27 protein-coding genes and 1 pseudogene are annotated in these 26,346 nt (G+C 66.4%); 23 read left to right on the top strand and 5 right to left on the bottom strand.

The annotated features are described in order from the left end of the window. Positions 1–135 precede the first annotated feature (135 nt). From chrA to AC3RXY_RS13365, 3 genes are all read left to right on the top strand, one after another. A complete protein-coding gene (gene chrA, locus AC3RXY_RS13375; protein ID WP_491511413.1) occupies positions 136–1,350 on the top strand; it encodes a chromate efflux transporter in 1,215 nt (404 codons plus the stop codon). 83 nt (positions 1,351–1,433) lie between these two features. Further along, a complete protein-coding gene (locus tag AC3RXY_RS13370) occupies positions 1,434–3,377 on the top strand; it encodes a heavy metal translocating P-type ATPase (protein ID WP_491511412.1) in 1,944 nt (647 codons plus the stop codon). Between the two features lie 3 nt (positions 3,378–3,380). Then, complete coding sequence (locus tag AC3RXY_RS13365; protein ID WP_336652132.1) at positions 3,381–4,109, top strand: VIT1/CCC1 transporter family protein; 729 nt, start codon at positions 3,381–3,383, stop codon at positions 4,107–4,109. Between the two features lie 136 nt (positions 4,110–4,245). Here the strand turns inward: AC3RXY_RS13365 and AC3RXY_RS13360 are convergent, their stop codons facing one another. After that, positions 4,246–4,602 carry a hypothetical protein gene (locus tag AC3RXY_RS13360; protein ID WP_491511411.1) on the bottom strand — a complete coding sequence of 119 codons (357 nt, stop codon included), beginning with the start codon at positions 4,600–4,602 and terminating at the stop codon, positions 4,246–4,248. Positions 4,603–4,940: 338 nt separating this feature from the next. On the opposite strand from AC3RXY_RS13360, the pseudogene AC3RXY_RS13355 reads away from it, so the two are divergent. Together AC3RXY_RS13355 and AC3RXY_RS13350 are read left to right on the top strand one after the other, a co-directional pair. Then, positions 4,941–5,381: pseudogene (locus AC3RXY_RS13355) on the top strand (DNA cytosine methyltransferase); the annotation flags it as partial. A gap of 46 nt (positions 5,382–5,427) precedes the next feature. Further along, positions 5,428–5,868 carry a hypothetical protein gene (locus tag AC3RXY_RS13350; RefSeq protein WP_491511434.1) on the top strand — a complete coding sequence of 147 codons (441 nt, stop codon included), beginning with the start codon at positions 5,428–5,430 and terminating at the stop codon, positions 5,866–5,868. 234 nt (positions 5,869–6,102) lie between these two features. Here AC3RXY_RS13350 and AC3RXY_RS13345 read toward each other — a convergent pair whose 3' ends face one another. Then, positions 6,103–6,285, bottom strand: a complete 183-nt coding sequence (locus tag AC3RXY_RS13345; RefSeq protein ID WP_491511410.1) for a twin-arginine translocase TatA/TatE family subunit — start codon at positions 6,283–6,285, stop codon at positions 6,103–6,105. Positions 6,286–6,673: 388 nt separating this feature from the next. On the opposite strand from AC3RXY_RS13345, the gene AC3RXY_RS13340 reads away from it, so the two are divergent. After that, on the top strand, positions 6,674–7,210 hold the full coding sequence (locus AC3RXY_RS13340) for a DUF6611 family protein (RefSeq protein WP_491511409.1): 537 nt from the start codon (positions 6,674–6,676) through the stop codon (positions 7,208–7,210). A gap of 49 nt (positions 7,211–7,259) precedes the next feature. Here the strand turns inward: AC3RXY_RS13340 and AC3RXY_RS13335 are convergent, their stop codons facing one another. The 3 genes from AC3RXY_RS13335 to AC3RXY_RS13325 all read right to left on the bottom strand — a co-directional run bounded on the left by AC3RXY_RS13335 (position 7,260) and on the right by AC3RXY_RS13325 (position 8,933). Beyond that, the gene (locus tag AC3RXY_RS13335) at positions 7,260–7,682 is read right to left on the bottom strand and encodes a hypothetical protein (protein WP_491511408.1); all 423 of its coding nucleotides are present in this window, start codon (positions 7,680–7,682) and stop codon (positions 7,260–7,262) included. A gap of 130 nt (positions 7,683–7,812) precedes the next feature. Next, positions 7,813–8,364 carry a hypothetical protein gene (locus AC3RXY_RS13330; RefSeq protein ID WP_491511407.1) on the bottom strand — a complete coding sequence of 184 codons (552 nt, stop codon included), beginning with the start codon at positions 8,362–8,364 and terminating at the stop codon, positions 7,813–7,815. After that, entirely contained in the window at positions 8,361–8,933 is a 573-nt protein-coding gene (locus AC3RXY_RS13325) for a hypothetical protein (protein WP_491511406.1), read from the bottom strand. The genes AC3RXY_RS13330 and AC3RXY_RS13325 overlap by 4 nt, the downstream gene beginning before the upstream one ends. Before the next feature lie 381 nt (positions 8,934–9,314). Between AC3RXY_RS13325 and AC3RXY_RS13320 the strand changes: the two genes are divergently transcribed. The 17 genes from AC3RXY_RS13320 (at position 9,315) to AC3RXY_RS13240 (ending at position 26,304) form a co-directional block, all read left to right on the top strand. Next, a complete protein-coding gene (locus tag AC3RXY_RS13320) occupies positions 9,315–9,404 on the top strand; it encodes a potassium-transporting ATPase subunit F (protein WP_035731468.1) in 90 nt (29 codons plus the stop codon). Continuing rightward, positions 9,404–11,077, top strand: coding sequence for a potassium-transporting ATPase subunit KdpA (kdpA, locus tag AC3RXY_RS13315; protein ID WP_491511405.1), 1,674 nt, complete (start codon positions 9,404–9,406; stop codon positions 11,075–11,077). Before AC3RXY_RS13320 ends, kdpA begins: the two co-directional genes overlap by 1 nt. Before the next feature lie 2 nt (positions 11,078–11,079). Then, complete coding sequence (kdpB, locus tag AC3RXY_RS13310) at positions 11,080–13,227, top strand: potassium-transporting ATPase subunit KdpB (RefSeq protein ID WP_491511404.1); 2,148 nt, start codon at positions 11,080–11,082, stop codon at positions 13,225–13,227. A gap of 22 nt (positions 13,228–13,249) precedes the next feature. Beyond that, on the top strand, positions 13,250–13,864 hold the full coding sequence (gene kdpC / locus AC3RXY_RS13305) for a potassium-transporting ATPase subunit KdpC (protein WP_491511403.1): 615 nt from the start codon (positions 13,250–13,252) through the stop codon (positions 13,862–13,864). A gap of 2 nt (positions 13,865–13,866) precedes the next feature. Further along, on the top strand, positions 13,867–16,374 hold the full coding sequence (locus AC3RXY_RS13300; protein ID WP_491511402.1) for an ATP-binding protein: 2,508 nt from the start codon (positions 13,867–13,869) through the stop codon (positions 16,372–16,374). Next, positions 16,371–17,063, top strand: coding sequence for a response regulator (locus tag AC3RXY_RS13295; protein WP_100814277.1), 693 nt, complete (start codon positions 16,371–16,373; stop codon positions 17,061–17,063). Before AC3RXY_RS13300 ends, AC3RXY_RS13295 begins: the two co-directional genes overlap by 4 nt. A gap of 22 nt (positions 17,064–17,085) precedes the next feature. Continuing rightward, a complete protein-coding gene (locus AC3RXY_RS13290; protein ID WP_491511401.1) occupies positions 17,086–17,481 on the top strand; it encodes a hypothetical protein in 396 nt (131 codons plus the stop codon). A gap of 128 nt (positions 17,482–17,609) precedes the next feature. Next, on the top strand, positions 17,610–18,584 hold the full coding sequence (locus AC3RXY_RS13285; protein WP_491511400.1) for a helix-turn-helix domain-containing protein: 975 nt from the start codon (positions 17,610–17,612) through the stop codon (positions 18,582–18,584). Between the two features lie 226 nt (positions 18,585–18,810). After that, entirely contained in the window at positions 18,811–19,905 is a 1,095-nt protein-coding gene (locus AC3RXY_RS13280) for an ArdC-like ssDNA-binding domain-containing protein (RefSeq protein ID WP_491511399.1), read from the top strand. Then, a complete protein-coding gene (locus tag AC3RXY_RS13275) occupies positions 19,905–20,807 on the top strand; it encodes a bifunctional DNA primase/polymerase (RefSeq protein ID WP_491511398.1) in 903 nt (300 codons plus the stop codon). The genes AC3RXY_RS13280 and AC3RXY_RS13275 overlap by 1 nt, the downstream gene beginning before the upstream one ends. Then, positions 20,804–21,565, top strand: a complete 762-nt coding sequence (locus AC3RXY_RS13270; RefSeq protein ID WP_491511397.1) for a DUF2637 domain-containing protein — start codon at positions 20,804–20,806, stop codon at positions 21,563–21,565. The genes AC3RXY_RS13275 and AC3RXY_RS13270 overlap by 4 nt, the downstream gene beginning before the upstream one ends. After that, entirely contained in the window at positions 21,562–22,050 is a 489-nt protein-coding gene (locus AC3RXY_RS13265) for a hypothetical protein (RefSeq protein WP_491511396.1), read from the top strand. The genes AC3RXY_RS13270 and AC3RXY_RS13265 overlap by 4 nt, the downstream gene beginning before the upstream one ends. A gap of 93 nt (positions 22,051–22,143) precedes the next feature. After that, positions 22,144–23,028 (top strand): hypothetical protein, encoded by an 885-nt coding sequence (locus AC3RXY_RS13260; RefSeq protein WP_491511432.1) that lies wholly within the window; start codon positions 22,144–22,146, stop codon positions 23,026–23,028. Further along, positions 23,015–24,130 carry a ParB N-terminal domain-containing protein gene (locus AC3RXY_RS13255; RefSeq protein ID WP_491511395.1) on the top strand — a complete coding sequence of 372 codons (1,116 nt, stop codon included), beginning with the start codon at positions 23,015–23,017 and terminating at the stop codon, positions 24,128–24,130. Before AC3RXY_RS13260 ends, AC3RXY_RS13255 begins: the two co-directional genes overlap by 14 nt. 68 nt (positions 24,131–24,198) lie before the next feature. Next, a complete protein-coding gene (locus AC3RXY_RS13250) occupies positions 24,199–24,861 on the top strand; it encodes a hypothetical protein (protein WP_491511394.1) in 663 nt (220 codons plus the stop codon). 13 nt (positions 24,862–24,874) lie between these two features. Next, the gene (locus tag AC3RXY_RS13245; RefSeq protein ID WP_491511393.1) at positions 24,875–26,041 is read left to right on the top strand and encodes a M23 family metallopeptidase; all 1,167 of its coding nucleotides are present in this window, start codon (positions 24,875–24,877) and stop codon (positions 26,039–26,041) included. After that, complete coding sequence (locus tag AC3RXY_RS13240) at positions 26,038–26,304, top strand: DUF6112 family protein (RefSeq protein WP_491511392.1); 267 nt, start codon at positions 26,038–26,040, stop codon at positions 26,302–26,304. Before AC3RXY_RS13245 ends, AC3RXY_RS13240 begins: the two co-directional genes overlap by 4 nt. Positions 26,305–26,346 lie beyond the last annotated feature (42 nt).

Genomic DNA, 26,346 nt, shown 5'->3' with positions numbered 1-26,346 from the left:
CCAGAGATTCGACGCTTTGTGGATTTGGAGCATTCGACAGACTTTGAGTGTCTGACGGAAAGAAAGTGAACTTTCGGTAGCGGTGGTGAAGTCGTGGCCCATGGTGCACGAGCCATGCGTCATGCTGGGAGGGAAATGTCATCGCTTGAGCATCGGCCCCCATTGCCCTCAGGGTCATCCCTCGGTGTGTTCTTGGTTTTTCTTCGCCTGGGGCTGACATCGTTCGGTGGCCCCGTGGCGCACCTCGGGTACTTTCGTACCGAGTTCGTGGAACGGCGCAGGTGGCTTAGCGATCGTGCCTATGCGGACCTTGTCGCGCTGTGCCAGTTCCTGCCCGGCCCGGCGTCGAGCCAGGTTGGTATGGCTATCGGGCTGCAGCGTGCCGGAGTGCTTGGAATGGCAGCGGCCTGGGCGGGTTTCACCTTGCCCTCTGCCGTGCTGCTGCTCGCGTTCGCGTTCGGGGTCTCTGCGCTCGGCGATCTGTCTCAGGCCGGGTGGGTGCTCGGATTGAAGGCTGCTGCGGTCGCGGTCGTCGCCCATGCGGTGCTAGGCATGGCGAAGTCTTTGACGCCTGACGCCCGCCGCGCGACGATCGCCGTCGCCGTGATGGCTTCCGTCGTGCTCGTTCCCGGCTCCCTGACCATGCTCGGCGCCCTGTTCATGGCGGGCATCTTGGGGCTGCTCTTCTGCCGCCCTCAGCACGACCCCGCAGAAAGCGGAGACACCTTTCCAGTGCGGATACGACCTGCCGTGGCAGGGATCAGCCTGGCCGTGTTTGGGCTGTTACTGGGAGGCCTGCCGATCCTCACCATGCTCACCGGGAATGCGACGGTGGGCCTATTCGATATCTTCTATCGCACAGGGTCGCTCGTGTTCGGTGGCGGTCATGTCGTCCTGCCGCTGCTGGAAGCCGAGATGGTGCAGACGGGGCTTGTGGAGTCCGGCACCTTTCTTGCTGGCTACGGTGCCGCTCAGGCGGTGCCGGGGCCGTTGTTCACGTTCGCCGCGTTCCTCGGTGCGGTCACCACGAGCGGCCCAGGCGGGATGGCAGGAGCGTCGATCGCGCTGATCGCGATCTTCTTGCCATCCGCGCTGCTCGTGCTGGGGGTACTGCCGTTCTGGGAGCGACTGCGCCGCATAGTCGGGGTGCGGCGTGCTCTGATGGGCGTGAATGCCGGGGTCGTGGGTTTACTCGCCGCAGCACTTTACGATCCCGTGTTCGTCGAGGGTGTTACGGGTGCCGCTTCGTTCCTCGTGGCGGTGCTCTCCTTCGTGGCACTGGCCTCGTGGAAAGCGCCGGCATGGGCGGTGGTGTTCGCCGCCGCCGGACTAGGTATCGTGCTGCTGTGAACAGGCCAGATTCCAGCTGTCACTGATGTAGGTGAGGCTGGCCTGCGGTGCGGGGGCAGCTCCCGCATGGGAAAATAAGTAGCATGAGCCGATTTCTCGCCGCAGTCAGGGCGTATCCGCTCGTGTTCGCAACCCTGCTGGTCGCGACGGTTGGACTCCTGCTCCTCGCGACGCCCGCGAGCGGCGTGGCACGGTGGATCGTGGGCGGGTACGCGCTCGCGATCGCGGCGTGGGAGGCAGTCGGGATGATCCGGCAGCTCCTACGGAAGCATGCGGGGCTCGACATTCTCGCGGTAACCGCGATCACTGCGGCCGTGCTCGTCGGGGAACCGTGGGCGGCACTCGTGGTGGTGCTGATGCTCACCGGAGGTGCGGCGCTCGAAGACTACGCCGAGCACCGCTCCAAGAGAGAGCTCACCGCGCTGCTGCGCAAGGCCCCGCAGCAGGCCACGAAGATCCTCGACACCGAAACCTCGGCGCACACGGCGGATACCGCCACCGAGGAGGTGCCAGTCGATGCGGTCGCGGTCGGTGACCTGCTGCTCGTGCGCCCGGGCGCACTGGTGCCGGTGGACGCGATCCTCGTCTCCGAGCACGCCGTGTTCGATGAGTCGTCGCTCACGGGCGAGAGCCTGCCGGTCGAACGTCAGGCCGGGGAGAAGGTATCGAGCGGTGCAGTGAACGGGCAGGCCGCGGTGACGATGCGCGCCGCAGCGCCTGCGGCGGAGAGCGAGTACCAGCAGATTGTGCGGCTCGTCGAGCAGGCCGCGAGCAGCAAAGCGAAGGTCGTGCGGCTCGCGGATCGCTACGCGGTGCCGTTCACGATCCTCTCCCTGGTCATCGCCGGTGTCGCATGGGCCGTGAGCGGTGACCCGGTCAGGTTCGCCGAGGTGCTGGTGGTCGCGACCCCGTGCCCGCTACTGATCGCGGCCCCTGTCGCGTTCCTCGGCGGAATGAGCCGGGCAGCGCGTTTCGGACTGATCGTGAAGGGCGGCGGCACCCTCGAACAGCTCTCCCGCGCCCGCTCGGCCGCATTCGACAAGACCGGCACCATCACCGCCGGGAAACCCGCCCTCGAACGCATCGTGGCTGCGCCGGGGTTCGACGCAGACGAAGTGCTAGGCCTTGCAGCCTCAACCGAGGTCTACTCCTCGCACGTGCTCGCCGGCTCCGTCGTCGGAGCGGCGAAGCGGCGTCAGATTCCGCTCCTCGAAGCATCCGAGGCCGAGGAGTTCGCCACCAACGGTGTCGCCGCAACCCTCCGCACGCCCGAGACACCGAACACTGTGGTCGCGCGGGTCGGCAAGCCCTCCTGGGTACGCGAATACGCGCCAATGCTTACCGTGGCTGACCTTGCGCCAGGCGAGCTTGCGATCTACGTTGCGGTGGACGACCGCTTCGCAGGTGCGATCATCATGCGCGATCAGGTCCGCGAGGAGGCAGAGGCCGTCCTCCGTGAGCTCACGGCACTCGGCATCGAGCGCACCCTGATGGTCACCGGAGACGTAACCGCCACCGCTCGGCCGATCGCGGAAACACTCGGAATCAGCGAGGTGCACGCGGAGTGCCGCCCCGCAGACAAGGTGCGCATCGTGAGCGAGGTGCGGCCCCGCCCGCTCATTATGGTTGGCGATGGCCTGAATGACGCACCTGTGCTCGCAGCCGCCGATATCGGATTCGCGATGGGTGCTCGCGGCGCGACCGCTGCGAGCGAATCAGCGGCCGTCGTCAACCGCTACGACACACTCTCCTCGCTGCCGCGCGCGGTGCGGATCGGCCAAGATACCGTGCGGATCGCGCTGCAGAGCATCTGGCTGGGCATCATCATTAGCGTCGCCCTCATGCTCATCGCCGCGTTCGGATTTTTACCGGCGCTCCTGGGCGCGTGGATGCAGGAGCTGGTCGATCTCGTTGCGATCCTCGGTGCGCTTCGCGCGGTTGGGCCACGATCCGAACGCCTCGTGAGCGCCGGGCCACACGAGACCACCGCCCCCGTTCAGGCAGCACACACTCCACAAAGGAACTGATCCATGACTCGTCGCTCATCTGACACGCAGCATCCCGGTGAAGCTCACCTCCAGGACATCGGCCAGCGTCTGAACTGGCTTCGCGCCGGGGTGCTCGGCGCGAACGACGGCATCGTGTCGACGGCGGGCGTCGTGATCGGTGTCGCCGCAGCCACCCCAAACAACGTGCTCGCGATCGCCACTGCCGGTATCGCCGCGATCGTCGCGGGCGCGTTCTCGATGGCGGGCGGAGAGTACGTCTCGGTCAGCACGCAGCGCGACACCGAGCAGGCGCTAATCGCCAAGGAAAAGTGGGAGCTCGAATCGATGCCCGACGAAGAACTCGAAGAGCTCGCTGGCCTCTACCGGCAGCGCGGCCTCTCCGATGAGCTCGCCCATCAGGTCGCCGTCGAACTCACCGCGAATGATGCGCTTGCCGCCCATGCGGAAGTCGAGCTCGGTATCGACCACGAAGAGTTCACCAGCCCCTGGGCGGCCGCGTTGTCGTCGTTCGTTGCGTTCACGGTCGGCGCGCTGATCCCCCTTGTGATGATCCTGCTCCCCCTCGGGGAACACCGGATCTGGGTCGCGGCCGTCGCTGTCGTGATCGGCCTGTTCCTCACGGGATGGATCAGCGCTGCTCTCGGTGGTGCGCCGCGCGGCAGGGCGATCCTGCGCAACGTGATTATGGGCTCGGCCACAATGATCGCAACCTACCTCATCGGGCTGCTCTTCGGCGTCGCGGTCGCGTAGCACTAGTACGAGCCCAGGCAGGCGAAACACTACCGGCAACCCGATTCCCGTTTTCGTTCCTCGTCGCAGCCGCGCAACCGGGGAGGGGGTGCGTCAGGGGTTGCGCTGCGCAACGTCGCGCAACCCCGGCGGTAGATCAGAAGAGCGTCAGCCCGTCGCGCTTGCCCGCCGGGGGTCGCCGCCGCACAGGTGCAGGCAACCGTCTGGCCGGTGTCTGCAACGCTTGGGGTTGCAGCCCCTCGGCGAGCACTCGCTTCACGTCGCTCCACAGGTCTGGGCGGTCGAGGTGCGCATCACGCTCGCAGTCGCGGCGCAGCTCGTTCAGGAAGCCCGCTCGTCGTGCCGGGGTGGACAGTTGCGCGTCGTAGAACCCGTCGAGGTCGTAGTGCGCGGTGAACCCGAAATAACCGTGGGTCGAGAGCCCCTGGTAGAGCGATCGGGTGAAGCGTTCGCGCGGGCAGTCCGCCGCGATGAACCGGAGCAGGGAGTTCACGAACCTCGCCTTGCGCTCCGGGGTGCCGGAATCCCACCCCGACGCCTCGAACTGGGCCGGTTGGTATGTCGTTCTCGTACTCGTCGGGGTCGTCCTTCCTGAACGCTCGGTCGCGTTCGGAAGGAGGTGCGCGCGGGTGGCTCTGCGTGTACTCGCGGGCTCTGAAACCGCATCTGCAAGACGCGTGGAGGCTCGGGAGGGAGGCAGAGAGGTGGCTGAGGACGGGGCGGCGGTGAGAGCGGCGGAGGCAAGGAGGTCGGGCGTGGGAGAGGCGCGTAAGTCGGTGGCTGAGGTGTCGGGGCGAGTAGGGCGCGGGAATGACGGCGTGCACCTGAGAGGTGACCATCCGGCGGCGCGGAACGTGCGGGCCGGGATCGCCGATTACGGGAGTTCCCTTGCGAGAAGAGCCTGCGCTACTTTCCGGCCCTGCGCCGCTGCGCGTCGGGTCTCTGTTCTCTGGCTACGGCGGTCTCGACCTCGCCGTCGAGGAAGTCTTCAGCGCCCGAACGATCTGGTTCTCCGAGATCAACGAACCCGTCGCCCGCGTCTTCTCCCACCACTGGCCCGACGCCCCGAACCTCGGCGACATCACCGCCATCGACTGGAACACCGTGCCACCGGTGGACATCCTCTGCGGCGGGTTTCCCTGCCAAGACGTATCGACCGTCGGGAAGATGGCCGGCCTGAAACCCGGCACCCGCTCCGGCCTGTGGGCGCAAATGGCGACCGCGATCGACGTTCTGCAACCGGAATGGGTCGTGATTGAGAACGTACGCGGGCTGCTCTCAGCGCCAGCAATCCGCACGAACCTCGAAGGAGACAACGATGAGCAACGCAACCCCGGACACGCAACCCCCGATGCCGCAACCAGTCGCGGTGTGGAATTCGACCCGTGGCATCTGGGAGAAACCGCACCTCGACCTCTTCGCGCAGCAGGAGCAGTTCTGGGAGACCTGGCCGACCTCTGGTATGACGCGCAATGGATCGGTCTACCCGCTTCCGCAATCGGTGCACCCCACCCCAGATACCGCGTCTTCATCCTCGCCCGCCGCACTATTCCGAACCCCTCTCGCCTCAGACGCCGCCCGTGGTGGGGAGACCTTGCAACAGGTGACAGCACGCCGAGGCACGATCGCACTGAGCCATCAGATCATCGACCTCGCCCTCCACGGACCCAGCGACTACCCGCGCACCGAGGAGCCCGACAGCCTTTGGTCGTTGATCGGGCAGCTCTTCGACGCTGGGGACGATACGCCGAAGCCGTGACCCGATGGGAACAGATCACCGGCCGTGCTGCACCGCCGCCGGCGCTTCTGAGCGACGAGACTGGCCCGCGTCCGGCGCCCGAGTTCGTGGAATGGCTCATGGGTCTTCAAGCCGGGTGGGTGACAAACGCGAATCTGGGGTTGACCTTGAGTCAGCAGCTAAATGCTTTAGGGAACGGTGTCGTTCCGTATCAGGCTGCGTACGCACTAGGCCTTGCGACTGAAATCTCTCGCTCTAGTTCTGATCAACGTTAGGAGTTCGACGCTCAGGCATTGACTGTTGGTTGGTTTCAGTATCTGCGACCTCTGGTACCTCTTGAAGCTGATCCTGATTGGTTGTTTCCCGCCGCAAAATACGCAGGGACTCTCCAAGGCCTTTTGCCAGTGCGGGGAGTTTAGAAGATCCGAAGAGCAGCATGACGACTAGTACGATAGCTGCCAGGTGCCATCCAGATAGTGCGTTTCCGATCATTCCTGCCTCTTCCAGTCAAACATTCTCGCAACTCGCGTGTTCACTTTACAAGCCTCAGTGTTAGAAATTTGTTAGCTGTCTTGGCGCATTTGTTGGGAAGCAGAGACGCAGTCTGCATGGATCCTGTTAGTAAATGTTGGTGAGGGCGACGCGTTTCGAATCTAACGCTTCGTGTTGCGGAGTCAGCGCCGCACGAGGGCATGAGGATCACGTTAGGAATGACCTCAGATCAGCGGCTTCATCGCATGGAACTCGTTAGGCGCTCTCGCGATACTCCGCCGACCTCACGAGTATCGGATCATGTCCCCTTACTCCTTTCGGCGGCGGCGAGCCGATGCTTCGTAGCGGTTCCAAGCTGCCCCGTCCTGTGTGCTGGGGGCACGTTTCTTATGCTGTAGCGCGTCATGGGGTAGGAACCTCGCGCCTGGTCGTCTATTCGCCAGTGTCCTCCGACCACGAACGGTTCTGGGCTCGACTTTCGGGCGCATTCGCTCCGCTGCGGCTCAGCGCAGGCTTGCTGGGCTGGCTGCTTTCTTTGGCGACCGGACTATCACCGGAGGGGTCCGCGCTCGGGATCGCGATCGTTGGTATTGCTATCGGTGTGTTCTTATGGTGGAAAGCCCGACCCCTTCGCGGACGGGTGGCAACGGCATGGTCGAGTCGCTTTCTCTTTCGGCCCAGCCGCGAGGACGAGGTCCGTGAAGAGATGATCACGGAGTTGTCGTTGCTGATGCAGCACGCAACGGAAGAGCTTCGTCACGGGCGGATTACCCGAACGCTCTACGAACGTGTCTGGCTGGCGGTCTATGAAGAGACGTACGCCCTATCCTCTAGAGGCGGCAGCAGACAGAGTTCCCAGCACTACGAATGAGCAACGACTTGCGGTACGAGCGTCTCCCTCGTCCTCTTCGCGTAGCGGGCTAGAGGAGATCCTCTGCCGCCGCGGCGGCGAGCGATTTGTCTGCGATCTCATCCCACAAGGTGGCGTAGGAGCCCTCGAATGGTACGGTCCTGATTCTGTCGTTCACTCGTTTCGCGAGGGCCTCGGCACTGGTGTGGGTGGAGGTGACGATACTGGTGACGCAGATGTCTCGGCCGTGTCGCATTTCGATTTCGGCATGACGCGCGCTCGCTGTCGCGAACAGCAGCCTCACCGCCATATCGGGTGAACCCAGGTCGGGGTCGAGGTGGACGATGTAGATGACGTGCCGGACGAGGGGATGTGTGTTGAGGATGTCATGTGCGTTCCGGAGTCGACTCTTCAACGCCTTGCGGATGTGGTCTGCGTCAAGTACGTGGGTGCCGATGACGAGCGCGTGTGCCCGGCGACGCTCCAGGGCCACTCGTGAGTCGGAATCGAGGTCGGCGAGGTGTCGAGGCAGGCGATCTTGTCGCCGCACACTAGCAGGGGCACCGGCGTGAGAGGCCGCTGGTCGAAGGGGGCGCTATAAGTGGCGGCGCAGGTGGACTTCATTACCTGAGGCACCTGCCTTGCCAGTGCTCATGGTCGTCTGTCCCTGTTGTGTTACGGGAGGGGTGGGGAACGATCTGTCCCAGAGCGATCGTGCCCACGGCGGTGAGGGCGAGGAGGTCACCGGGGGCTGCAGTTTCGGGTAGCCATGCCCGGATCGTGTTTTGCTGGTCTGCTGAGTGCACGAAGACTGTCTTGCGGTGACGAGCGTTCGGATGTTGCAGGAGCAAGGTGTCGAGGACCCGACCGTCGAGGACGCGGAGGTCGCAGTCGACGGTGAGTTCCATGGGGTGCCGCCATCCGTCGCGAGGTGTACAGGACAGGATCGTGGCGATCACGACGGCGCGGTACTCCTCACATGGCTGACGTGCTCCGCTGGGTGCGATCAGCACGCACGGGGTGCCGCGTTCAGCCGCGAGACTGGTGAGCGACTGCTGGCCGACGGTGATGTCGCTGTCGGTGAACGTGGTACCTACAGGCCAGGTCGGGGTGTCCTGGTACAGCTCGGCGAGCGCCATCGCTCGGGATGAGATCAGGGTGTGCAGGACGCTCATGAGGCACTCGCCAGTTCGAGGATGCGCGGCATGGGGGCGGCGACAGTCTTCACCGGCAGTTCCGGGCGTACGTCGCGGAGGGCGACAGCGCCGGCGCAGGGAACGGCGAGCAGGTCGCCCTGGTGGAGGCCCCCGGGGAGGTTGACGATCGGGTACGGCCAGGGTGCGGCGCCGGATTCGCCGGGGATGAGCTCGATGGTGGTGTTCTTCGTGGTTGAGGTGCGTCCGATGAGTCGGCACTCGTCCCAGCGAGGAGTGACGCGGTCGAACCCGCAGTCGGTGAGCGCGACCTGCTTGCCCGCTTCGGTGTCGATGCGGAGGGTGATCCGGAAAACCAGCACGGTCACGTCGTTTCCGATGCCGTGGGCTCGGGTCTGTGCCGGCTTGGGGTGCGGGAGGTCTCCGGTGAGCAGTGCCGGGGTACCGGTGATCTCCACCAGTCTCGTCAAGGACACCCCGCCCACCACGACGTCGGAGATCCTGGGTACGGTGTGCTCCGGCCAAAGTCGGGGTTCGAGGGGGTCGGGGATGTTGCGTCTGAGAGTGGGCAGGATCGCGGTGAGAGTCATGTCCCTAGTCCTACGCGGGCATCGACCGGTACGGAATGGTCCCTCACAGAACTCATGCGCCCACACCGGCAGACCCTAACAAGACAGACCGGATCCGCCCGTGACCCGCATCGGAGGCGTCGGGGCGGGTCACCGGGGTGTCGTGTTAGCGGGATGTCAGAGTCGCGCGGATCCTCGTATGGGTTTCGTTAGGACGCCTGTTTCACAGGGTGCGGCGGGTGTTTGATCGGGAGTTGCGCCCGCATCTTGGGTCGCGCGGTCAGCAGTTCTGCTGCCGCTTGTTATCCGAATGGAGCTTGTTGTGCTTGACATCGTCTACGTGCTCGGCGCGATCGCCGTGTTCGTCGTCGTCGGGCTGCTGGGGAAGGCGGTGGAGAAGCTGTGATCGTCTTTGAACTTCTCGCCGCCGGTCTCGGGGTCGCGGCGATCGTGTATCTCGTGTTCGCTCTGGTAAAACCGGAGCGCTTCTGATGACCTGGGTGTATGCGCTCCTCGCGCTCGCGACCGTCGCCGTCATTCTCGGCGTCCTCTACCGTCCGCTCGGTGACTACATGGCGTGGGTGTACACGTCCCGCAAGGACTGGAAAGTCGAACGCGGCATCTACAAGGTCATCGGCGTCGACTCGAAGACCGAACAGACCTGGCAGGCCTACCTGCGCAGCGTGCTCGCGTTCTCCGCGATCGGCCTCCTCATCGTCTACGGCCTGCAGCGCCTTCAGCCATGGCTGCCGTACTCCCTCGGTCTTCCGGCACCCAGTGAGCATCTCTCGTTCAACACGGCGGCCTCTTTCGTGGGGAACACGAACTGGCAGTCTTATTCGCCGGAGCTCACTGTCGGCTACACTGTCCAGTTCGCTGGTCTGGCGGTGCAGAACTTCGTTTCCGGCGCCGTGGGTATCGCGGTCGCGATCGCGCTGGTGCGTGGTTTCGCGTACCGCCGCTCGGGGACGATCGGGAACTTCTGGGTCGATCTGATCCGCGGCACCCTGCGCATTCTGCTGCCGATCGCGGTGATCGGTGCGATCGTGCTGATGATCGGCGGAGTGATCCAGAACTTCAACGGCCTCACCACCGTCACCACCCTCACCGGTGCCACGCAGACGATCCCCGGCGGCCCGGTCGCATCGCAGGAAGTGATCAAGCTTCTGGGCACCAACGGTGGCGGGTTCTTCAACGCGAACTCGTCACACCCGTTCGAGAACCCCACCGCGTGGACGAACGTGTTCCAGGTGCTGCTGATGCTCGTCATCCCGTTCTCACTGCCCCGCACCTTCGGCCGCATCGTCGGCGACAACCGTCAGGGCTACGCGATCCTCTCCGTCATGGCGATCCTGTACGTCGCATCGTTCTCGATCCTCACCGCGCTCGAGTCCGCAGGCATGGGCACCGCCCCGGAGCTTGCGGGCGGGGCGATGGAAGGTAAGGAGCAGCGGTTCGGAATTCTCGGATCCACCCTGTTCGCGACGACCAGCACCGGCACCTCAACGGGCGCGGTGAACTCGATGCACGATTCGTACACCGCGCTGGGTGGGATGATGCCGATGCTGAACATGATGCTTGGCGAGGTCACCCCCGGTGGTGTCGGGTCCGGCATCTACGCGATCCTGATCCTCGCGGTGATCGCCGTGTTCATCTCGGGTCTGCTGATCGGACGCACTCCCGAGTACCTGGGTAAGAAGATCGGACCGCGCGAGATCAAACTCGCCGCGCTCTACATCCTCGTCATGCCCACCCTGGTGCTGGCCGGAACGGCGATGAGCTTTGCGATCCCCGGCATCCGGGAGGACGTGGAGAGCACGTCGATCTGGAACCCCGGCATCCACGGCATGTTCGAGGTGCTGTACGCGTTCACCTCAGCCGCCAACAACAACGGATCCGCGTTCGCGGGCCTCACCGCGAACACCCCGTGGCTGAACACCGCACTGGGTGTGGTGATCCTGCTGGGCCGGTTCATGCCGATCGTGTTCGTCCTCGCCCTGGCCGGCTCCCTCGCCGCGCAGGACAAGGTCCCGACCACGTCCGGCACCCTGCCCACGCACCGTCCGATGTTCATCGGACTGCTCACCGTGGTCACCATCCTCGTGACCGCACTGACCTTCTTCCCCGTTCTCGCGCTAGGACCCCTAGCGGAAGGGCTGATGTAACCATGACCACCATCACTGAACCCCGCCCCAAGACGGCGGAGGCCCCCACCAGGAAGGGCGGGTTCACCTGGGAACAGGTCCGGGCAGCCCTGCCCGGCGCGTTCCGGAAACTCAACCCCAAAGAGCAGTGGCGCAACCCCATCATGTTCCTCGTCTGGGTCGGCGCCGCCCTCACCACGATCCTCGCCATCAGCGAGCCGTTCATCGGCGGGCCTGCCGACTCCGGCGGCACGGTCGTGCCGTGGCAGTTCACGTGGGCGATCGCGGTGTGGCTGTGGCTGACCGTGCTGTTCGCCAACCTCGCCGAATCCGTCGCCGAGGGTCGCGGCAAGGCGCAGGCCGAAACGCTCCGCAAGACCCGCACCAGCACCATGGCCAACCGGGTCAGCTCATACGACCCGGCCACCGATGCAGCCGCTGAGCGGGCCGCGACCACGCAGATCTCCTCCTCAGATCTCACCCTGGGAGATGTGGTGGTCGTGACCGCGGGCGAGCTGATCCCCGGCGACGGCGACATCGTTTGGGGTATCGCGTCGGTGGACGAGTCGGCCATCACCGGCGAGTCCGCACCCGTGGTCCGTGAGTCCGGCGGCGACCGGTCCGCGGTGACCGGCGGCACTCGGGTGCTGTCGGACCGGATCGTGGTGCGCATCACCTCCAAACCGGGTGAGACGTTCGTGGACCGGATGATCTCACTCGTCGAGGGTGCGAGCCGGCAGAAGACCCCGAACGAGATCGCGCTGAATATCCTGCTCGCGTCGCTGTCGATCATCTTTGTCGTCGTCGCACTCACCCTGAACCCGATCGCGTCCTATGCGGCCGCCCCGGTCAGTGTGACCGTGCTTGTCGCGCTGCTGGTGTGTCTCATCCCGACCACGATCGGTGCCCTGTTGTCGGCGATCGGGATCGCGGGGATGGATCGGCTGGTGCAGCGGAACGTGCTGGCGATGTCCGGGCGTGCGGTCGAAGCCGCCGGTGATGTCACGACGGTGCTGCTCGACAAGACCGGCACCATCACCTATGGCAACCGGCGCGCCTCAGCGTTCGTGCGCCTTGGCGGGGTGCGCGAGCAGGAGCTCGTCCGTGCGGCGGCGCTGTCTTCGCTCGCCGACCCGACCCCCGAGGGGGTGTCGATCGTGGAACTTGCGGAGCAGGAGCACAGCGAGTTCGACCGGAACACTACCGGGGAGATCGTGCCGTTCACGGCGCAGACCCGCATGTCGGGGCTGGACCTGCCCGACGGCACCCAGATCCGCAAGGGTGCCGGCTCCGCCGTCATCGCTTGGCTGGAAGAAGGTGGGAGGCGCCTGCCGTCGTCCCTGCTCGCCGAGCTGGACGAGTACGTCGAACGCATCTCCCAGTCCGGTGGCACCCCGCTGGTCGTCGCGACCAAGGACGCTGCCGGGGAAGGGAACCTCCTGGGTGTCGTGCACCTGAAGGATGTCGTCAAGGAGGGGCTGCCTGCGAAGTTCGCCGAGATGCGGTCAATGGGTATCCGCACCGTCATGATCACCGGCGACAACCCCCTCACCGCGGCCGCAATCGCGAAAGAGGCAGGTGTCGATGACTTTCTCGCGGAAGCCACCCCCGAGGACAAGCTCGCCTACATCCGCAAGGAGCAGGAGGGCGGCAACCTGGTCGCGATGACCGGCGACGGCACCAACGACGCCCCTGCGCTCGCGCAGGCCGACGTCGGGGTCGCGATGAACTCCGGCACGTCAGCAGCGAAAGAGGCCGGGAACATGGTCGACCTCGACAGCGACCCGTCGAAGCTGATCGATGTGGTGCGGATCGGGAAGCAGCTGCTGATCACCCGTGGGGCGCTCACGACGTTCTCCATCGCCAACGACATCGCGAAGTACTTCGCGATCATCCCGGCGATGTTCATGGGCGTGTTCCCGCAGCTCGCCGTCCTCAACATCATGGGGCTGCACACGCCGGCCTCGGCGGTGCTGTCGGCGATCATCTTCAACGCGATCGTGATCGTCTTCCTCATCCCGCTGGCCCTGCGTGGGGTGAAGTACCGGCCCGGGAACGCGTCCAGCGTCCTCGGCCGAAACCTCGCCGTCTACGGCCTCGGCGGCGTGATCGCCCCGTTCATCGGGATCTGGCTGATCGACCTCGTCGTCCGTCTCATCCCCGGCTTCTGAGCCTTCTGAGAAAGAGATCATCATGAACACACAAGCTCGCGGAGTCGGGCGCACCGTCTGGGTCGCCACCCGCGCCATGGCCCTCCTCACCCTCGCCTTGGGGGTCGGATACACCCTCCTCATCACCGGCATCGGACAGCTCGTCCTCCCTGCCCAGGCGAACGGGTCGATCGTCACCAACCAGGACGGCGAACCGGTCGGGTCGGCGCTGATCGGTCAGTCGTTCGCGGACGAGGACGGGAACCCGCTGCCGGAGTACTTCCAGCCGCGCCCCTCTGCCGCCGGCGATGGGTACGACGGGGGCGCCTCTTCCGGGTCGAACTACGGCCCCGAGAACGAGGATCTCATCGCCGCGATCACCGAACGCAAGACCCAGGTGGCGGAGTTCAACGGGGTCGCCGAGGACGAGGTGCCCGCCGACGCGGTCACCGCCTCCTCCTCGGGGCTTGACCCGCACATCAGCCCCGAGTACGCGACGATCCAGATCGCCCGTGTCGCCGAAGCCCGCAGCATCCCTGCAGAACAGGTGCGGGAGCTGGTCGAGGCGCACACCCAGGGCCCGGACGCAGGCTACCTGGGAGAATCGAGGGTGAACGTTCTGGAACTGAACATCGCCTTGGACGAGTTGGAGGGCTGATCATGTCGAAACGGGGGCAGCTACGGGTCCTGCTCGGCGCTGCCCCCGGCGTCGGCAAGACCTTCACCATGCTGGAGGACGGCCGGCGCCTGCTCGCGGACGGGAAAGACGTCGTCGTCGGGATCGTGGAAACCCATGGACGTGCCGCGACCGCAGCCATGACCGAAGGATTCCCCAGTGTGCCCCGCACCCTCGTCGAGCACCGCGGGGTCACCCTCGAAGAGATGGACCTGAACGCGGTGCTTAACCGCAAGCCCGCCGTCGCGCTCATCGATGAACTCGCGCACACCAACGCGCCCGGATCGAAGAACGACAAACGATGGCAAGACGTGGAGGAGCTTCTCGCGGCAGGGATCGATGTGATCTCCACCCTCAACATCCAGCACATCGAGTCTTTGAACGATGTCGTCGAGCAGATCACCGGAGTGCCCCAACGCGAGACCGTCCCGGACAGCTTCCTGCGCGGGGCCGAGCAGATCGAGGTCGTCGATCTCGCACCCCAAGCCCTCCGGGACCGGCTCAGCGGCGGGTTCGTCTACCCCGCAGAACGCATCGATGCCGCCCTGTCGAACTACTTCCGGCTCGGGAACCTCACCGCACTGCGCGAACTCGCCCTCATCTGGCTCGCCGACGAAGTCGACCAGGCATTGAAGGGATACCGCAAAGACCACGGCATCGACAGCACCTGGGAGGCCCGCGAACGTGTCGTCGTCGCCCTCACCGGAGGCCCGGAGGGCGAAACGCTGCTACGCCGCGGCGCACGCATCGCCGCCCGCTCAGCCGGCGGCGAGCTCATCGCCGTGCACATCACCAGCCAAGACGGACTCCGTTCCGGCAACCCCGCCACCCTGGCCGAGCAACGGGCACTCGTGGAGAAACTCAACGGCACCTACCACCAAGTCATCGGCGAAGACATCCCCACCGCACTGGTGGAGTTCGCCCGTTCCGTCAACGCCACTCAACTCGTCCTCGGCGCCAGCCGCCGCGGACGCATCACCTCCGCATTCACCGGGCCCGGCATCGGCGCGACCGTGGTCCGCGAGTCCGGCGACATCGACGTGCACATGGTCAACCACGCCGCCGCCGGGAAACGCTTCACCCTGCCCCCGCTCACCGGGGCACTCACCCGCAAACGCCGCATCCTCGGATTCGTCGTCGCCCTCCTCGGCGGCCCAGCCCTCACAGCACTGCTGACTCTGTTCCGCAGCGAAGGCTCCATCACCACGGACGTTCTCTCTTATCAGCTTCTCGTCGTCGTCGTCGCCCTCGTCGGAGGCATCTGGCCAGCCCTGTTCGCTGCCGTGCTGTCCGGGATCACCCTCGATTTCCTGTTCATTGAACCGCTCTACACAGTCCATATCCAGCAGCCCCATCACCTGCTCTCCCTCATCTTGTATGTCGTGATCGCAAGCCTGGTGAGCTTCATCGTCGACCGTGCCGCCCGCTACACCCGTGCCGCCCGCAGATCCGCCGCCGAATCGGAACTCATCCAGACGATCGCCGGCAGCGTCCTGCGCGCAGACAACGCGATCCAGGCGCTCATCGACCGCACCCGTGAGGCGTTCCAACTTCCCGGTGTCCGGCTGATGCGCGGCGAAGATGTGCTCGCCCGATCGGGTGAACCGCTGCCCGACAATCACCACACCAGTATTCGTGTCACCGACGACACCACTCTGGAGCTGCACGGCTCCGATCTCGCCGCGGCGGAACAACGTCTCCTCGCGGTCGTCACCGCCCAACTCACCGCCGCCCTCGAACACCAGCGCCTCACCCAGACGGCAAAGCAGATCGAACCGATCGCGGCATCGGATCGGGTCCGCGGCGCCCTCCTCTCCGCCCTCAGTCACGACCTGCGCCGCCCCCTCGCGGCCGCAGCCGCGGCGGTCGGAGGGCTGAAAGCTGCAGGGCCTGATCTGGCGTTGGTGGATAAGAGGGAACTCCTCGACACCGCTGAGGAGAGTCTGGCCGCCCTCGCCGCCCTCGTCACGGATCTTCTCGATGTCAGTCGCCTGCAAGCCGGGGTCCTCACGATCGCCGACATCCCCACCGACCCGGCAGAAACCATCGCCCCAGCCCTCGACGAACTCCACCTCGGCCCGACCGACGTCACCCTCAACCTCGCCCACGGCGACGCGCTCGCCCACGCCGACCCCGTACTCCTGCAACGAGTCCTGGTGAACCTCCTCGCCAACGCCCACCGCTATACCCCCGCCGGCACGCCGATCCATGTCAGCACGAGCACCTTCGGTGACCGGCTCGAGATACGCATCATCGACCGGGGTCCCGGTATACCACCCGAGAAGCTGGACGACATCTTCCTGCCGTTCCAACGTCTCGGCGACACCGACAACACCACCGGCCTCGGTCTCGGCCTCGCACTCTCCCGTGGGTTTATCGAAGCGATGCACGGCACACTCACGCCCGAGGACACACCCGGTGGCGGGCTCACCATGGTCATCTCACTCACCACCACCACCGCAACAACAAGCAAAAGCCGGGAGCAGTCATGAGAATCTTGATCGCCGACGATGACCCGCAGATCCTCCGCGCCCTGCGCATCACCCTCACCGCCAAGGGCTACCAGATCTTCACCGCCGCAGACGGTGCTGAGGCGATCGCAGCCGCGATCGACCACCACCCCGACATCTTCCTCATCGACCTCGGCATGCCCAAGCTCGACGGCATCGAAGTCATTCACGGCATCCGCGGCTGGTCGCAGGCACCCATCCTCGTCGTCTCCGGACGTGCCGGCGCCGCTGACAAAGTCGAAGCGCTCGACGCTGGCGCGGACGACTACATCACCAAGCCCTTCGCCGTCGAAGAACTCCTTGCCCGTATCCGCGCCCTTACCCGCAGAGTCCCCCCAGAGGACGCCACCCCCGTCGTCCACCTCGGTGCGGTGACCATCGACCTCGCCGCGCACAGCGTCACCCGCGACACTCCCGACGGGCAAAAGCAGATACGCCTTACCCCCACGGAATGGCAGTTCATCGACATCCTCATTCGCAACGCCGGGAAGCTCGTTACTCGCCAAACGATCCTCACCACCATCTGGGGCACCGAACACGCCGAAGACACTGGCTACCTCCGCCTCTACGTCTCCCAACTGCGACGCAAGCTCGAAGAAGACCCCACCAGTCCGGTGCATCTCCTGACCGAGCCGGGTATGGGCTACCGTCTGGACGGCATGACCACCTGACCTTCGAGATACCGACGCCACCATGAGTACCCTCGACACCATCGGCATCATCGGTGAGCTGCTGTCCTGGATCGGTGCGATCATCGGCGTCCCCTTCGCCATCGCCGCCCTCATCATTCGCGCCATCGACGGGCCCAGCCTCACCACGAACGTCACCATCGTCGAGGACCTCGACCAGAGACCGATCGCAATGTGGAGCGTGCAGGACCGCACCTACACGCGCCCCCTGACAGCACGCGACGAGATCCGTGACCGCGAATCGACAAGCGTCACAGGTTTCGTATCAGAACGCGATCCAGAGAGGCTTGAACTTCATAAGCGCTCCCACGCTGAGCGCTTTTGCTGGACTCTCGCGATCACCATGCTCAGCACCGCAGGAGTAGGGTTCCTTGCGTCACTTCTACCGATGTTCTGGTGACAGATCCGGCTCAACCATTGATTCGGTGAGTCCAGTGCGACGTCAGCGTTAGGGTTCTCGGCCTGCATCGTATGGGTACCGTTAGGGGTACTCGATTCTCGGCGGCGACTAGCCTTCGATTAGCGAGTATGACGGTCGATGGTCGACAGGACGTATTCACGAGGCCCAACGGTGTGTCGTTGGCTCCAGTGGCCACGTTTTCGCCACTCCTCGCCCGAACCCAGGTCGCACACGCGCCGGTTGACCCGATCGCTTTTGACTGTCTCAAGTTCATCGTCGTTCGCGCGGGCAGAGCTCGACTGTTCAGTGAGTTTGGCGTGCACTTCGTCAGCATGGGTGACGTTGTCATTCTGGCAGCGAACACTCTCTGCGGTGCTGAGCCCGAGGGGTGGATTTCGACCACGACACTCTACCTTGACCGAGACTATGTCATCGATCAGGTGTTCTGGCAGTACGCGTCGCGGTTCCATGAGCGGCTCGACGCCAGTCGGTTCCTTGACGCCCATTACGCAGAACCCACCCAGGTGGTCCGTATCGGTAGGCACAGGGCGGGACTGATGATGCCATGGCTCGATGAGTTAGTTGCGTTGAGCGTAGACGGCCTTCCTCCTGATCGGTTCTATCGAGCGCAATCGCTCGTCTCCGCCGTGTTCGACATTCTGGTTCCGTTTATTGTGGTTGCCAATGAAGGGGCATCTGGCACACGGCGAAGTGCATCGGCGCCCACCGTGCCACGCCATCGTCAATTCCGTCCTGTACGTCCAGATGTTCTTGAGGTCGCGCAGGTCTTGCGTGCGGAGTTGGATCGGCACTGGACTGTGACTGAGCTCGCAGCCCGAGCGCACTTGTCCGTGTCTCAGTTGCGGCGGGTGTTCGTCGAAGCCTTTGGCAAGTCGCCGATCTCATACTTGACGATGCTTCGTGCCGAGCGAATGGCTCACCTACTGCGCGTGGATAACGCGCCTATCTCAGAGATCGCGGCTCAGGTGGGGTGGGGGGACCCTGACTTCGCTGCACTTCAGTTCCGCCGGAGTGTCGGCGTTTCCCCGAGCGAGTACCGCAGAATCAGCGAGGTTGTCCCGGCGCCCTTCAACCCTGAGTGAACGCGCGTCTTGCCGGGTGAAACGCTTATCTTTTTGCGCACAGATCACCAGGATTCTCCCGAATGAGCTAGACCGGGTTTGACCACGTCGGGTCCAGTGATGCACCTGGCGGTCGCTCACACTTTGTCCGTCGTCCGTCTCGATTGCGTTTCCTGAGTCCCTTCGCGCACCTTCTGGTCGCAGAGGTCACCCGCCGTGTGCGGGTGCCTGCGTAAGGAGGACGGCGATGGCAACAACCAGCGAAGAGGCGCGGGCTGCGCGGGATGCAAAGCTCGACGCGCTCCATGAACAACTCACCGATGCGGTGGAGTCGTTGGTGTCGGGCGAGGACTGGAAACAGGCGCTCACGTTCGCGGCACGATTCCGTGCCCGCTCGTTCAACAACACGCTGCTGATCTTCGTGCAGCATCAGGCGGCGTTCGAGGCGGGCCGGGTGCCGGAGCCGGTGCCGTCGTATGTGGCGGGGTTCAAGCAGTGGCAGGCGCTCGGCCGGCAAATCTCAAAGGGTCAGTCGGGGTACATGATCCTCGCCCCGGTGACGGGCAGGTTCGCGTCGTTCACGCCGAAGGTAGCGGAGTCGTGGCGCCGGCTCGGCAGGTTCGAGAAACCGAAACCGGGTGAGGCGGTGCGCTCCCGCATGGTCAGTGTCCGCCCCGCCTACGTCTGGGATGCCTCCCAAACCGCCGGCGACCCGATCCCCGCACCGCCATCACCCCGGCTGCTCGAAGGCGAAGCCCCCGACGGACTCTGGGAGGGCATCGCGCGTCTGGTCGAGGTGGAAGGGTTCAACGTCTTGCGGGTGCCGCATGAGGGCATGATCCACGGTGCGAACGGCCTCACCGATTTCGGTGCGCGGACGATGGCAGTGCGGGAGAACATGCCCGACGCGGCGCAGGTGAAGACCCTCGTGCACGAGCTCGCCCATGTCCTCCTGCACGGCCCAGACAACGCCGACGCGACGGGCCATCGCGGGATCGGTGAGGTGGAAGCGGATTCGGTGGCGCTGATGGTCGGCGCAGCCCACGGCATGGACACCAGCGGCTACACAGTCCCGTATGTCTTGGGGTGGGCAGTGACGGTGCCGGAGAAGTCTCCAGTCGAAGTCGTCCAGGCCACGGCCGAGCGCGTGCGGAAGGTTGCGCTCGAGATCCTGGACCGGCTCGACACCGTGCAGGTCAGCGACGGCACCCCACCAGGTCTTACCCGAGACGACCCCGAGCGCATGACTGCGAAGCAGGCCGAACGAAACACACCGGCACACACCGCTGTAGGGAAGCCGTCGCAGGCAACGCAATCCCTGACTGCGGTTCGGGGGCTGTGATGGATGCCGAACAGTTCCTCGCCCCGGTCGCCGGCCTGTCGCTGGCGGATGCCGCGCAGCACTATGCGAGTCTCGGAGTGCCGGTGTTCCCGTGCGTGCCCGGTGAGAAGCGGCCGCTCGCAGCGCACGGTTTCAAGGACGCGACCGCTGACCCGTCACAGGTGGGTGCGTTGTGGCGGCGCTGGCCGGATGCGAACATCGGCATCCCCACGGGCCCCGCATCCGGGCTCGAGGTCGTCGATGTCGATGTGAAGGGAGAGGGGCCGCGCGGCCCCGAGTCGTGGCAGCGCGCCACTCAGGCGGGTCTGCTCGATGGCTGGGCCGCGCACGTCGTCACCCCGTCAGGCGGCCTGCATGCCTACTATCCGGCAGCGGCAATTGAGCAGCGGTCCTGGGCGTCGGGGAACGCACAGCTCGACTTCCGCGGCACCGCCGGCTACATCATCGCCCCGCCCTCGCGCACGCTCGTCAATGGCGAGGTGGTCGCGTACCAGCTTCTCGAACTTTCCCCTGACCTGGCGCAGCCCGTGGATGCGGGAGCGTTGCGGGAGTTCCTAGACCCGAGGCCGCAGCGTGCGTCATGGCAGTCACGGCCGTTCCGGGGCACCCTCGAAGAGCGCACGCAGCGGATTGCTGCATGGCTGGGCGGGCGGGGCGAGAGCGAACGGAATCAGGGCCTCTACTGGGCGTCGTGCCGTCTCGCGGAGAACGGGACCACGCTGTCGGATGCGTTCGAGGCGCTGGGGCCTGTTGCAGAGGACATCGGCCTGCCACCCAGGGAGATCGAGCGGACGATCCGCTCCGCCTACCGCGGCCCCGCCCCGTCGGCGACAGTCCACGGTCAGGCGCGGCAGGGGCAGGCGAGACGGGAACCAGCCAGCCGAGGGCGGGTACTCACATGAACGCGACGGAGGCTCGAGGAGGTGGCCGGCTCGCGGTCGCGACGGCGGTGGCGGGCACGGTGCTGATCGCGATGGGAGCATTCTGGTTGAGCTTCACCTCGCTCACTGACCTGGCGCGCCGGTCCGGGATCGATGCCGGGCAGGCGTGGGCGTGGCCCCTGATCGTTGACGGGATCATCGTCGTCGCAACCGTCGCGGTCGTCGCACTCGCGGGCACCCGGCAGGCATGGTATCCGTGGCTGCTGCTGATCTGCGGGGCGGGCCTGTCGGTCACGGGGAACTCCATTCACGCACTCGTCGCCGCCGACACCGACGTGCCCGGTCTGCTCGCCGCAGCGGTCGCGGCAGTGCCGCCCTTGGTGCTGCTCGCGATCACGCACCTCACCGTGATCCTCACCCGACACCAGACTCCACAGGAGTCCCCGGAGGTGAGCTTCGAGATCGCCGAGGAGCGGATGCAGCCGGTGTCGTCTGCGGTCGCCTCGGCGACGTTCCCGCTGCCCTCGATCGTCGCGGGAGGTGCGACAACGCCGGAGCCGCCCCGAGCAGTGCCAGCAGGCCGGAGTATTGCGGAGGCACTGCGCGCGGAGGGGTGGTCGAACAAGAAGATCGCCCGGCATCTCGGTGTCCACGCCTCGACCGTCGGCCGCTGGTTCTCCCAAGACGATCCGCGCGGCATCGCCAACGGGGTCACTGAATCTGGCGAGAACGATCCTGAGCTTGCATCCGTTTCCGACGAGGAGGAGGAACCATCATGAATCCCGACGATCATGTCCCGGAGCCGGGGCCGCCGGAGGCCGCGCGCTCGCGGCTGCATCCGGCGCTCGCGGCAGCGATGGCCGCCGAACGCGCGCGATCACCTGAGGAGGTCGAGGCCAAGCGGTCGATGCTCGCCACGCACCGCGACCCCTCCCTGACCCGACAGGATGCCACCACGACGCGCACCGACACTCTGGAGGCAGAGACCCCGGAGGCGGAGGGGTGGCGGCGCACGCAGGTGCGGTGGGTGCGCCCGACCGAGCTGATCGCCGGCGGCGGCGCACGGGCGACCGGGTGGGGCGTCGACCTACGGGCGGAGCTGCTGCGCCGAGCCCGCGAATCCGTGCACGAGCACCGCGTCTCCCGCGCCGCCCGCCCTGAGCGGAGCGAAGGGGCGAAGCGGCTGCCCGATCTGTCGATCGGCGGGCGACGGAGAACCCCCGCACGACGCGAGGCTGAGCGTGCAGGGATGGGGCTGAGGTGAGCCGCCATGTCCGCACGCATCGACTTCCTCGCGCAGGACCCTCCAGGCCCCATGCTGCACTGGCGCACCACTCCGATAGGAGGTGCCACGATCATGACCAGCCATCGCACGAAGAGAACCCCCGCGACCACGCCTCGAACCTCGGGCCGGGCGCGGGGGTTCGAGCATCCCGAAGGGCTCCGTACCCTCCTGATCCGCCTGCACGCGCAAGGCCAGTGGGCGTGGCGGCACGACCCCGAGGTCGCCGAGCTCATGCAGCACGCCGCCGACCGCTACGCCGCGCTCGCCCGCAGACACGGCCTGGACCCGTGGGAGGCCGCCGCTGCCGCATTCGATGCGATGCGGACCGGGGCGGTGCGCCGCGCCGACGACCCCTGGGCCGTCGTCACCCGCGCCGTCCAGGTGACCTGCATCGCCGAGGAACGCGCGAACGGGCTGCTCTGTTCGGTGCACCAGGCGCGCCGCCCGAAGTTCTCCGCGCACCACGACGCGGAACGCTTCTCCGACCGGGAGAACCCGCTCGCCGACTACCATCCGAGCTTCCGCGCACCCGATCCGTTCGCAGACGACGCCGAAGCTGAGGCGGATGAGGCCGCCATGCGGGTGAGGCCCGCAGTCGAAGACTGCGTCGCCTTGTTCCGCTTCCTGGGCTGGCCGGAAGAGGCGGCCCGCGCCGGGATCGAGTACATCGTGACCCGGCTCGCCGAGTGCCCGTCCCGTGCATCGGCGTTCGAGTCGCTGCGCCGCGACTATCAGGCCCGCGCCCTCCTCGACCTCCCCGCCGCGTCGTGGCTCACGATGCTCCGGGTCGTGCTCGGCAACCCTGACCCGAACCTCTCCCACACCTCCGCAGCACGCGGCGTGCTCCATCGGCTCGTGAACGAAGAGCCCCTCCGCTCGGTCCTCACCGACGAGGCCGTGCTCTCGGAGGTCGTGTTCTCCGCGCCGGAAGGAGGTGGGTGTCATGGCTGCGAGTAGCCCCGGCCATATCGAGCTGGAACGATCCCTCGACTCCATCATCGTCGGCACCCGGCACCGCACCGACCTCGGCGACATCGACGCCCTCGTCGACTCGATCAGCCGCGTGGGCCTGCTGCAGCCGATCACCCTCACCCCGGACGGGGTGCTCGTGTGCGGGTGGCGCCGCTATCACGCCCTGCGCCGGCTCGGCCGCCGCACGACGAACGTGTGGATCAGGTCCGGGCTCACGGATCGGCTGAGCCAGCTTCTCGCGGAGCAGGACGACAGCGCCTTGCACAAGCCCCTGAGCTTGATCGAGGCGGAGTCGCTGTACCGCGAGCTGAAGGCCGTGATGTCCGAGGATGCGGCGCGCCGCCAGGAGGCGTCACGCTTCGGCAGCGCCACCCCGGAGGGCGGCGATGCTGCGGAAGTCTCCGGTGCCGTCGAATCGACGGCACCGCGCTCGCTCGGCGAAGCCAGGGTTCAGGCCGCACGCATGGTGACCGGGCGCGGCTCGCAGACGATGCTCGAACAGATCGGCCGCCTCAAGGACCTCGCGAACGACGACAGACGTCCCGCGCACATCCGCGCGCAGGCGACCGAGGAGCTGGAGCGGATCGAGGCCGGCGGGAAGGTGCATGGCTCGCACCTCCGCATGAACGCCGCGCTCTCACTCGATGAACTCGACCGCCTCGCCACCGACCCCGGCACGCCGGAGATGGTGCGGGCACAGGCCGCGACCTCCGCCGCCGGGGTGCGAGCCGCAGGGCAGGAGGCGCGCACGGCGGAGCTTGCGCAGCTCGCCGCCGACGCGGTCGCCCGGATCACCGCAGCGAAGCGCGCCGGGAAGAAGAAGGGGAAGCCCGAGTCTCGGCCGTGGCTGGCGCTCGTGATGCTGCCGCCGCGCGCGTTCCTCGCATTGTGGGCCGACCTGGACGGGTGGACGACCCGGTACGACGCTGCCGAGATCGCACAGGCGCTCACCCCGCCCGAGTGGGAGCGCGTCGAGCGGGTGCTCGCCGAGACCGTCGCCTTCCTCACGATCATCCGCGACCGCCGCACCGGCACCGCCGGCACGGAGGATGCTGAGCCGCCACGGGTCGAGGCGCGGGCGGGCTGACGTTCCCAGGCGACACTGCCGGGCGCGGGGTGTGCACCTCCTGAGCATCGACTTCCAGGAGGCTTCGCATGGACCCGAACGCTGACCGCCCGCCCCGCAGGCTCTTCATCGCTGCCGCAGCCGGCGCTGCCGTGCTCCTTCTGCTGATCGGCGTCGGCGTCTACGGCCTCCTCCGCGGCCCCGCCACCCCGGACACCCCGCACACGCTGGCGACGCCTGCGAGCCCCGCCGAGGAAACGCGGCAGCCGAGCTTCACACCGCGCCCGGTGCCCGAAACCTCGAACGGGGAGGCGTTCGCGCGGTCGGTGGCGGAGCGGCTGTTCGGGTGGGATACCGGACTCGAGTACGGGCCTGCCGACTACATGCAGCGCCTCGTCGATGTCGCCGACCCCGCAGAAGCGCCGGGCCTGGCCGCGGATGTCCGCGGCTACTTCCCGGAGGCGCACGCCTGGGGTGAGCTGCGGCAGTACCAGACCAGGCAGTGGATCGAGATCGAGAGCATCGTCGTGCCTGCGGATTGGGTGGCGGCGAAGGCGCAGGCCGGTGCCGGGCAGCTCCCGCCCGGCGCGATCGCCTACACGATCACCGGCACCCGCCACCGCGCCGGCATGTGGGATGGGCGGGAGACCTCGGATGCCCGCCCGGTCGCGTTCACGATCTTCGCCGCCTGCACCAGCGGCGACGGGTGCCGGCTGCTCCGGCTCTCCGCCGTCAACCAGCCCCTGAACTGAACTCGGGCCTCTGATGGTGAAGAAGCTGCTGATCCTCGGCCTGGTGCTCTTCTGCGTGGGCCCGTCGGTCGCGATTGTGAGCGTCGGCGCGCTCCTCGGCCCGGTGCTGTGCATCACGGGATCGCTCACGGTCGGGCCGATCCCGGATTCCCTCACCGCGACCACGGCCGACGGCACACGGGTCACGCTCGACCGGAAGCAGCTCACCCATGCCGCGACCGTGATCACGACCGGTGCGGGCATCCCCGGCGTCGGACAGCCTGGGGTAAGGGTCGCGCTCACGGCTGGGCTCACTGAGTCGCGGTTGCGGATGCTCGCCAACACCGGCGCTTACCCCGAGTCGGGGTCGTTCCCGAACGATGGCGACGCCTCGGATCACGACTCGCTCGGCATCTTCCAGATGCGCCCACAGGCCGGGTGGGGCACGGTCGCTGAACTGATGGACCCGGTGTATCAGTCCCGAGCGTTCTACGGTGGCCCCGACGGACCCAACTTCCCGTCACCGCGCGGACTGCTCGATGTTCCCGGCTGGCAGCAGATGGACCCGGGAGCCGCGGCGCAGGCGGTCGAGGTGAGCGCCTTCCCGGATCGGTACCGGAACTGGCTGCCCGTCGCGGACTCGATCCTCACCGCCCTCACGAAACCCGCCAGCAGTGGCGGTAACACCAGCGGGCCGGGTCCGGTGCCGGAGACTTCGCGCATCGTGTTCCCGCTGCCGGAGGGCACCTACACCAGTACGGATTCGTTCGGGTGGCGCAGTGACCCTTTCACCGGGGAGCGTGAGTTCCATTCCGGCAGCGACCTCGCCGCCGCTGACGGCACCCCCATTTCGGCGATCGCGGACGGGCGGGTGACGGTCGCGGAGTTCTCCGCCGGGTGGGGCGGCCTCATTATCCTCGAACACACGGTGCAGGGTGAGCGGGTCGCGTCGTACTACGCGCATATGTGGCAGGACGGCATCTACGTCACAGCCGGGGAGACCGTGACCGCGGGGCAGCATATCGGCGATGTTGGCTCCTCGGGACGCTCCACCGGCGCGCATCTGCATATCGAGATCCGGCCGGGCGGGCAAGGCCAGCCACCCGTGGACGCGGTCGACTGGCTCGCGCAGCACGGAGCGGTCGCCACCGACAGCAGCGCACCCCGGCAGGGCGGCTGCCAGATCGGGGCCGGCTCGTGAACGTGTTTCCCGACTTCGGCGCAGTCAGCGGCGCGGACGGGCTGGCCGAGGCGGTCGGGGCGATGTTCACGATCGTGCTCATCGCCTCAGTCTTGACGCTCCTGATCTCAGCGATCGCGTGGGCGATCTCCTCCTCGACCGGGAACCCGTACACCGCGCAGAAGGCCCGCGTCGGCGTGTTCGTCGCGCTCGGCACGGCCGCCCTCGCCGGGGCCGCCGTCGCCTGGACGAACTTCCTCATCACCGTCGGCGACACCCTCTAGCGACCGCTTCGGCGGATGGCTGGGGCGCACCTGCCTGCTGGT

The organism is Microbacterium longlingense, from assembly GCF_058349825.2.
The sequence above is the reverse complement of the archived record's forward strand: the minus strand, read 5'-3'. Positions and strand labels throughout refer to the sequence as shown.

Bases quoted from the DNA above. Each gene is read 5' to 3' on its own strand.
- AC3RXY_RS13265 (WP_491511396.1), top strand. From the start codon at position 21,562: ATGAATCCCGACGATCATGTCCCGGAGCCGGGGCCGCCGGAGGCCGCG.
- AC3RXY_RS13345 (WP_491511410.1), bottom strand. From the start codon at position 6,285: ATGCTGCTCTTCGGATCTTCTAAACTCCCCGCACTGGCAAAAGGCCTT.
- AC3RXY_RS13325 (WP_491511406.1), bottom strand. From the start codon at position 8,933: ATGACTCTCACCGCGATCCTGCCCACTCTCAGACGCAACATCCCCGAC.
- AC3RXY_RS13255 (WP_491511395.1), top strand. From the start codon at position 23,015: ATGGCTGCGAGTAGCCCCGGCCATATCGAGCTGGAACGATCCCTCGAC.
- AC3RXY_RS13300 (WP_491511402.1), top strand. From the start codon at position 13,867: ATGTCGAAACGGGGGCAGCTACGGGTCCTGCTCGGCGCTGCCCCCGGC.
- AC3RXY_RS13270 (WP_491511397.1), top strand. From the start codon at position 20,804: ATGAACGCGACGGAGGCTCGAGGAGGTGGCCGGCTCGCGGTCGCGACG.
- AC3RXY_RS13275 (WP_491511398.1), top strand. From the start codon at position 19,905: ATGGATGCCGAACAGTTCCTCGCCCCGGTCGCCGGCCTGTCGCTGGCG.
- AC3RXY_RS13245 (WP_491511393.1), top strand. From the start codon at position 24,875: ATGGTGAAGAAGCTGCTGATCCTCGGCCTGGTGCTCTTCTGCGTGGGC.
- kdpB (WP_491511404.1), top strand. From the start codon at position 11,080: ATGACCACCATCACTGAACCCCGCCCCAAGACGGCGGAGGCCCCCACC.
- AC3RXY_RS13340 (WP_491511409.1), top strand. From the start codon at position 6,674: ATGCTTCGTAGCGGTTCCAAGCTGCCCCGTCCTGTGTGCTGGGGGCAC.
- AC3RXY_RS13285 (WP_491511400.1), top strand. From the start codon at position 17,610: ATGACGGTCGATGGTCGACAGGACGTATTCACGAGGCCCAACGGTGTG.
- chrA (WP_491511413.1), top strand. From the start codon at position 136: ATGTCATCGCTTGAGCATCGGCCCCCATTGCCCTCAGGGTCATCCCTC.
- AC3RXY_RS13365 (WP_336652132.1), top strand. From the start codon at position 3,381: ATGACTCGTCGCTCATCTGACACGCAGCATCCCGGTGAAGCTCACCTC.
- AC3RXY_RS13330 (WP_491511407.1), bottom strand. From the start codon at position 8,364: ATGAGCGTCCTGCACACCCTGATCTCATCCCGAGCGATGGCGCTCGCC.
- AC3RXY_RS13260 (WP_491511432.1), top strand. From the start codon at position 22,144: ATGACCAGCCATCGCACGAAGAGAACCCCCGCGACCACGCCTCGAACC.
- AC3RXY_RS13280 (WP_491511399.1), top strand. From the start codon at position 18,811: ATGGCAACAACCAGCGAAGAGGCGCGGGCTGCGCGGGATGCAAAGCTC.
- AC3RXY_RS13250 (WP_491511394.1), top strand. From the start codon at position 24,199: ATGGACCCGAACGCTGACCGCCCGCCCCGCAGGCTCTTCATCGCTGCC.
- kdpC (WP_491511403.1), top strand. From the start codon at position 13,250: ATGAACACACAAGCTCGCGGAGTCGGGCGCACCGTCTGGGTCGCCACC.
- kdpA (WP_491511405.1), top strand. From the start codon at position 9,404: ATGACCTGGGTGTATGCGCTCCTCGCGCTCGCGACCGTCGCCGTCATT.
- AC3RXY_RS13295 (WP_100814277.1), top strand. From the start codon at position 16,371: ATGAGAATCTTGATCGCCGACGATGACCCGCAGATCCTCCGCGCCCTG.
- AC3RXY_RS13350 (WP_491511434.1), top strand. From the start codon at position 5,428: ATGAGCAACGCAACCCCGGACACGCAACCCCCGATGCCGCAACCAGTC.
- AC3RXY_RS13370 (WP_491511412.1), top strand. From the start codon at position 1,434: ATGAGCCGATTTCTCGCCGCAGTCAGGGCGTATCCGCTCGTGTTCGCA.
- AC3RXY_RS13290 (WP_491511401.1), top strand. From the start codon at position 17,086: ATGAGTACCCTCGACACCATCGGCATCATCGGTGAGCTGCTGTCCTGG.